Source organism: Candidatus Marinimicrobia bacterium CG08_land_8_20_14_0_20_45_22, assembly GCA_002774355.1.
GTDB lineage: Bacteria > Fidelibacterota > UBA2242 > UBA2242 > UBA2242 > 0-14-0-20-45-22.
In genome coordinates, this window is the sequence record PEYN01000148.1 from 1 (window position 1) to 6708 (window position 6708).

The window sequence follows — 6708 nt, forward strand, 5'->3', positions numbered from 1 at the left end:
ATTTAAACCCTAAGATGAGAAATCTAAAAAAATATTTTCACACAGAAACAATTTGATTTTCGGCGCGCTTTAATATAGATTGAATTAGTTGTTGAATTGATGAAATGAGGAGCACTAAATGATGAGAACCGCCAATCCGGCGCTCAACGCAAAGACGTTCGTCGGATTAAGACCTTATGAAGCAGAAACCGTCATGACCATTCAGGGCGCGGTCAACAAGACGGCGATTTTACTTCTATTGACGTTGGTTTCGGCGAGTTATACTTGGAAACTATTTTTTAACGCCTGGGATCCGGCGGTCGTCACGCCGTGGCTGATTGGCGGCGCGGTCGGCGGATTCATTTTCAGCCTGATCACGATTTTTAAAAAAGAATCCGCGCGGATTACGGCTCCGATCTACGCTCTGCTGGAAGGACTTTTTCTCGGCGGCATTTCCGCAGTATTCGAGGCGAAGTTCAAGGGCATTGTCATTCAGGCGGTGGCGTTGACTTTCGGGACGCTTTTCGTCCTGTTGTTTCTGTACAAATCGCGCATCATTAAGCCGACGGAAAATTTCAAGTTGGGAATCGTCTCGGCTACGGGCGCGATCGCTCTGCTTTATCTTGTGTCGATCGTTTTAGGATTTTTTGGTATTAACGTCGGCTTCATTCATTCGTCCGGCGCGCTGGGAATCGGATTCAGCCTGTTTGTCGTAGCAATTGCCGCGTTAAATCTCGTGCTGGATTTCGACTTTATCGAAAGTGGAGCAGCACAAGGCGCTCCGAAATATATGGAATGGTACGCGGCTTTCGGGCTGATGGTGACGCTCGTCTGGCTGTACATCGAAATTCTGAGACTTTTGGCAAAATTAGCCGACCGAAGATAGTTCGGTCGTATCAATTGGGAGGTGAACATGTCTGATTTATTGAAGAAAATTCTGTACGCGGGAATCGGCGCCGCCGCGGTGACGAAAGAAAAAGCGGAAGAGATCGTCGAGGAATTGGTGAAAAAAGGCGAAATCACAAAAGACGAAAGCAAGAAAGCGCTCGCCGATGTTCTCAAATCTGTCGAGAAACGCAAGGGCGATGTCGAAATATTCGTCAAAGAAGAAATTTCTAAAGGATTGAAAAAGCTGGATATTCCGACGCGCGAAGAATTTGACGAACTCAAGAAAAAGGTCGAAGCGCGCACGAAGAAAAAATAGCCGTATGCATTCATGAAATTGCCATCCGTCTCGCGGACATTCCGTCACATCCGGCGCTATAACCAAATCCTTTCCGTTCTTTTGAAGTACGGCTTTACGGATGTTGTCGATATCGCCCGCCAGGATCTGGTTGTTCGGTTTGGTGAAAAATTCTTACCGCGACTAAAAACGCGAATAGCCGAAGGACAGTCGCGCGGCGAACGGTTGACCAGCGCCGTCGAAGAACTCGGTCCGACATTCATCAAAATGGGACAAATCCTTAGTCTCCGGCCGGATTTGATTCCTGTTGAAATCGCCTACGAACTTCAGAAACTTCAGGATAAGGTTTCTCCCACTCCTTTTCCCGAAATTGAAAAAGTCGTTCGGGAAGAACTGAAAACCGATCCGGCGGAGATTTTCCGGGAGATCGATCCGGAGCCACTCGCCGCCGCCTCGATCGCGCAGGTTCATCGCGCCGTCCTCAAATCCGGCGAACAGGTCGTTCTCAAGGTTCAGCGTCCGAGCGCACGGGCGATCATCGACGTGGATATTGAAATCCTGACCGATTTCGCCGGAATATTAAGCAAATATCTTCAGGAAAAGATCGCGCAGGATCCGGTACTGATCGTTCGGGAATTCGATCAATCGATTCACCGTGAACTGGATTTTTTCAAAGAAGGTAGGAACATCGATCGTTTCAGACGTTGTTTCGAAGACGAGCCAACAATCTTCATACCGAAATTTTACAGCGAGTTCAGCACGGAACGGCTTTTAGTCATGGATTATGTCGATGGAATTAAGGCATCCGAAATCGAAGCGCTCGATCTTGCCGGTTTGAATCGAAAGGAAATCGCGCGTCGTGGAACGCATCTGAGTTTCCGGCAAATTTTTGATTTTGGCTTTTTCCACGCCGATCCGCATCCCGGCAACATAATGGTTTTGGAGAACAACGTAATCGCTCCACTGGATTACGGAATGGTCGGGCAGATCGATGATGATACAATCGACGGAATCGGAGACTTATTAGTCGGCATTTTCAAGAAAGAACCGAAGCGCACTATCCGTGCATTTTCGCGACTTGGAATCACGGATGTGAAAACGAATACTTCGGCGCTTTCGCTTGATATTGAAGCGCTTGCCGATACTTATCTTGGCATTCCGCTGAAAGATTTACAATTCAGTGCAGTTCTTTCCGAATTCATCGGGATTGTTCGGAAATATCGTTTGCGGCTTCCGCCTCATCTTTCGCTGGCGTTGAAGGCAATTATAACGGCGGAAGGATTGGCGAGAACGCTTTGCCCGGAGTTTGATTTTATGGAGGAACTCAGGCCTTTCGTTAATAGGATCATCACTCGCCGATATAATTTTATGCGGAAGGCGCGCCAAGGAATACTGTTTCTGGAAGATTTTTCAAGCCTTGTCGGTGAGTTTCCGGACAAAATGCGAACGATTATGGATAATGCCGCGGACGGAAAATTTACGATAAGATTCGAGCATCATAATCTAGAGCCGGTCGTTCGGGAATTCAGCCGCGCGGCGAACCGGCTCTCGTCGGCATTAATTATTACGGCGCTGATTCTTGGTTCGTCGTTTTTAATTCAGGTTGCCGCAGGACCGAAACTTCTCGGCTATCCGATGTTCGGGACTATTGGCTATTTATTCGCGGGCATTCTGGGCGTTAAATTGATTGTTGATGTTATCCGAGACCGAAAATCGAAATAGATAAAATTATTGGATGATATGCGATGAAAAATCGTAGTAAAGTAAGATTTCTAACATTTTATATCAAGGAGTCAGGAAGTGAAGTGGAAAATTAGTCTATCGATTGCGCTGTTGGCGACAGCGCTCTTTTCGCAAGATGAAATTGCAAAAACAACCGTTATAAACATTGGTGACACTCTGCCGTCATTCTCGGTAACAACCATTGACGGAAAAATACTGAATTCGGGTGATCTGATTGGGAAAGTAATGATCGTTGCATTTTTTACGATGTGGTGCGGGTCGTGTGACGAAGAGATGCCTCGTATTGAAACCGACATCTGGCAAAAGTACCGGAATAATGGCTTGGCGATCTTAGCGGTTGGCAGGGAGCACAAAGCAGAAGAATTAATCAAGTATGCGCAAGAAAGAGGATTCACTTTTCCAATAGCGCCCGATCCCGAGAGGAAGGTCTATAACCTTTTTGCGTCGAGGCAAATTCCACGCGCCTTTTTGGTTGATAAAACTGGAAAAATAATTGATCAGACCTGCGGATTTGATGAGGAAGAATTTGGTCGTTTAACTGCGGCTGTAAAAGAAGCGCTGGAAGGCAAGTAAAGACGTTTACTTATCGAAATGTCGTCTCGCTGACACATTTTCTTGAAACAGGGATGCCGACTTATCCCGGCGATACACCGTCGCCGCGCATCGAAAGTTATTTCAGTCCGCTCGGTAAAGATATCACGATGTCAGAGATTCATATTGGGTCGCATTTCGGGACGCATATTGATGCGCCGCGTCATTTTTATCCAAATGGAAAAATGTTAAGTGATTTTGCGCCGGAACGATTTGTTGGGAATGCGATTTGTTTAAAGAAACCGTCAGGCGAACCTGTTCCGATTGATTTAACTGACGGTGAGGTGAGAAATATTCGGGAAATAAAACCATCGTGGATTTTAATTCATACCGGGTTTGATAAAAATTGGTTGGCTAAGCGGTATTTTCATGAACACCCGTACCTTTCCGATAATTTTGCCCGAAAGATTGTCGATTTGAGACTGTCGGGCGTTGGCATCGATTTTCCAAGCGCCGATTCGGCAACATCAGAGCAGGATAATTTCCCGGTTCATCATATTTTGATGAAGGCGGAAGTGCTTATTCTGGAAAACCTCACTGGTCTGGAAAAATTGCCGGACAGCGACTTCTTTTTGGCGGCACTGCCGATGAATTTAAAGGCGGAAGCCGCGCCGACGCGAGTGATTGGAATATTTTAAGTGAACTAACTGTTGCATTTGAACCAGTCTCTTCTTAAAATAGGGGCGGTTATGGCTTCAGTTTTAATTATAGACGATGACCGCGGCATTGGAACCATTCTGCAGGAAGTACTTTCTGCAGAAGGGCATGATGTAACGGCGCTGATTTCCGCCGAAGATGGGATGAGTTTTTTAAAAGTCGATGAACCAGACTTGATTCTTCTGGATTTACAGCTTCCGGGTATGAGCGGCATCGAGTTTCTTGAAAAATTTCAGGACAAGCGCGATCAGATTCCGGTTATCATTATCACGAGTAGCGGTGATGTTCAGACGGCTGTCCGGGCAATGAAACTTGGCGCGTCGGATTATATCAAGAAACCGTTCAATATTGAAGAAATTGTCCTCATCATTCAAAAAGTGTTGGATAGCAAGACGAAAGATGAGCATCTTGCATATCTCCGCGGTAAAAACGAGATTTCCGAAAGCGAAAAAATCGTCGGCGAAAGCTCTGAAATCAAAAGCGTGTTTCAATTTATTCAGCACGTTGCAACGACAATCAAAACGACTGTTCTGATTCGCGGTGAAACCGGAACGGGAAAAGAACTAGTTGCAAAAGCAATCCACTACATCAGTAACCGCGCGAAAAAACCGTTTATTGAAATCAACTGCTCGGCGTTTCAGGAAACATTGCTGGAAGCGGAACTTTTTGGATATGAACCTGGCGCTTTCACCGATGCCCGACAGAGAAAAAGAGGACTTCTTGAAATCGCGGATCACGGGACATTTTTCTTGGATGAAATCGGCGACATGTCCATGGGACTTCAATCGAAAATTCTGAAGGTCATCGAAAAACAGTGCTTTCGTCGAGTTGGCGGGACGAAAGAGATCAGCGTCGATACACGGATTATCAGCGCAACGTCGCGCGATCTCGAAAAGAACATAGTTAATCACACTTTCCGCGAAGATTTGTTTTACCGGTTGAATGTAGCCTCGATTTACATCCCGCCGCTTAGGCAACGCGAGGGCGACGTTTTATTGCTTGCAGAACATTTTTTAAGGATTTTTAATACTGAGTTCAAAAAGAACATCCAGGGATTTACGAACGAAGCAAAGAGCCGGTTAGTCGCTCATTCATGGCCGGGAAATGTCCGCGAACTGAAAAATGTTATCGAGCGGGCGGTTTTATTTGAGACGGAAAAGGTTATTACGCTAAAACACCTGAATGTTCCTAAGAAAGAAATCATTCGTCCAGAGATGGAGATTTTAAAATCAGATTGGGTGGAATTACCACAGGTGGGCGTATCACTCTCGAATATTGAAAAAGAGTTAATCCAAAAAGCAATTATTCAAACAAACGGCAATCAAACACGGGCGGCAAAACTTCTCAATATTACAAGGGAAACGCTCAAATACCGCATGCGGAAACACCGGATCAGCAGACAAGTTAAACCGATTTCAATTTAACGCGGCTGGTTGATATGAACCAGTTTGCCGGTTTAAATTAACCAACATGTCATTCATGAGACACTGATCAATAATTAAAAAAAAGATCATAAAAGGAGTGTTTTAAAATCAGTTATCGTCCGGCTTCAGACGAGAAGCGCAAGTTCCAACGAAGATAGATCACCTAAGAGAAAAGAGATTTGACATTGTTGGTATAAATTTTGTACCTTTCACTGTGCTATTCGACGTTTCAATTTGTGATTATATGAGAGGTGTAAAATGAGATCGAAGAGTTTGTTTTGGGTTGTTTTCATGATTTCCGTTCTGGGAATCGTTTTCTTCTCCGGTTGTAGCAAAAATTCGTTGACCGCTCCCGAAGTGGCTGAAAATCCGACCATTGAGAAGGGTGTTGCATCTGAATCGATCCAGTGGGTTCAGTGGAAACAGGACGCCGTGGACGCATTGGCAAAAAAACCATTGTGGGGATACGATCAAGATAAAATCAAAAGGGAAGTTGGCGGTATTGTTGGCGGATTTATGACCTTCAACAATATGGTTGAAGTACCGCCCTTCGCTTTTGAAGAGCGTCATCGTGACATCACCGTCAGCGTGGTCAGAGATAATGAAGACGAAAATATCGGCGCGGCTGTTGATTTTCTTCCCAGTCAGAAATTTGACAAAGATGTACGGGTAACTCTTTCCTACGCATATCTCGCTTTCGATGGCGATCCGGAAGACCTGTGCGTTTATTGGCTCGACGAAGAGAGCAACACGTGGGTCGAAGTTGCGAATTCCGAAGTGAATCTGGAAGTGCAGACGATTTCGGTTTACGTGAATCATTTTACGCGTTATGGGTGGGGATTGAATCCCGAACCGTGACCTTGTTGGACGTAATTAACGATGTAGCATAGTCGATAGAAATATGAACAAACAACTACTGAAAGAAATTATATCTCTTGCCGTTGCTCGATGCGGGGAAGACTTCTCTAAGAAAATCGACGCGCTTCGACGCGAAAGGGAACGTGTCTTGCAAAATATTTGGAGGGAAGACACGCTTCCCGAAAAGTTAGTTGGCGCGCAAAAAGAAAGGCTTTTTCGGAATATTGAATTCGATACTGCGATCTACCATGCAGACAAATATCTTCCGGAGTT

Annotated in this window: 8 protein-coding genes; all 8 read left to right on the forward strand. The window is 45.3% G+C overall.

What is annotated here, in order from left to right; all coding sequences use genetic code 11:
• The first annotated feature begins 121 nt into the window (after window positions 1-121).
• A complete protein-coding gene (locus tag COT43_08580; protein ID PIS27815.1) occupies window positions 122-865 on the forward strand; it encodes a hypothetical protein in 744 nt (247 codons plus the stop codon).
• Window positions 866-892: 27 nt separating this feature from the next.
• A complete protein-coding gene (locus COT43_08585) occupies window positions 893-1183 on the forward strand; it encodes a hypothetical protein (GenBank protein PIS27808.1) in 291 nt (96 codons plus the stop codon).
• 12 nt (window positions 1184-1195) lie between these two features.
• Window positions 1196-2884, forward strand: coding sequence for a hypothetical protein (locus COT43_08590; GenBank protein ID PIS27809.1), 1689 nt, complete (start codon window positions 1196-1198; stop codon window positions 2882-2884).
• A gap of 60 nt (window positions 2885-2944) precedes the next feature.
• Window positions 2945-3478 (forward strand): protein-disulfide isomerase, encoded by a 534-nt coding sequence (locus COT43_08595; GenBank protein ID PIS27810.1) that lies wholly within the window; start codon window positions 2945-2947, stop codon window positions 3476-3478.
• Between the two features lie 53 nt (window positions 3479-3531).
• Window positions 3532-4134, forward strand: coding sequence for a hypothetical protein (locus tag COT43_08600; GenBank protein ID PIS27811.1), 603 nt, complete (start codon window positions 3532-3534; stop codon window positions 4132-4134).
• Between the two features lie 51 nt (window positions 4135-4185).
• Complete coding sequence (locus tag COT43_08605; GenBank protein PIS27812.1) at window positions 4186-5577, forward strand: DNA-binding response regulator; 1392 nt, start codon at window positions 4186-4188, stop codon at window positions 5575-5577.
• 258 nt (window positions 5578-5835) lie between these two features.
• Entirely contained in the window at window positions 5836-6435 is a 600-nt protein-coding gene (locus COT43_08610; GenBank protein ID PIS27813.1) for a hypothetical protein, read from the forward strand.
• A gap of 43 nt (window positions 6436-6478) precedes the next feature.
• Window positions 6479-6708: hypothetical protein (locus COT43_08615; protein ID PIS27814.1), on the forward strand; the 230-nt coding region annotated here is incomplete at its 3' end.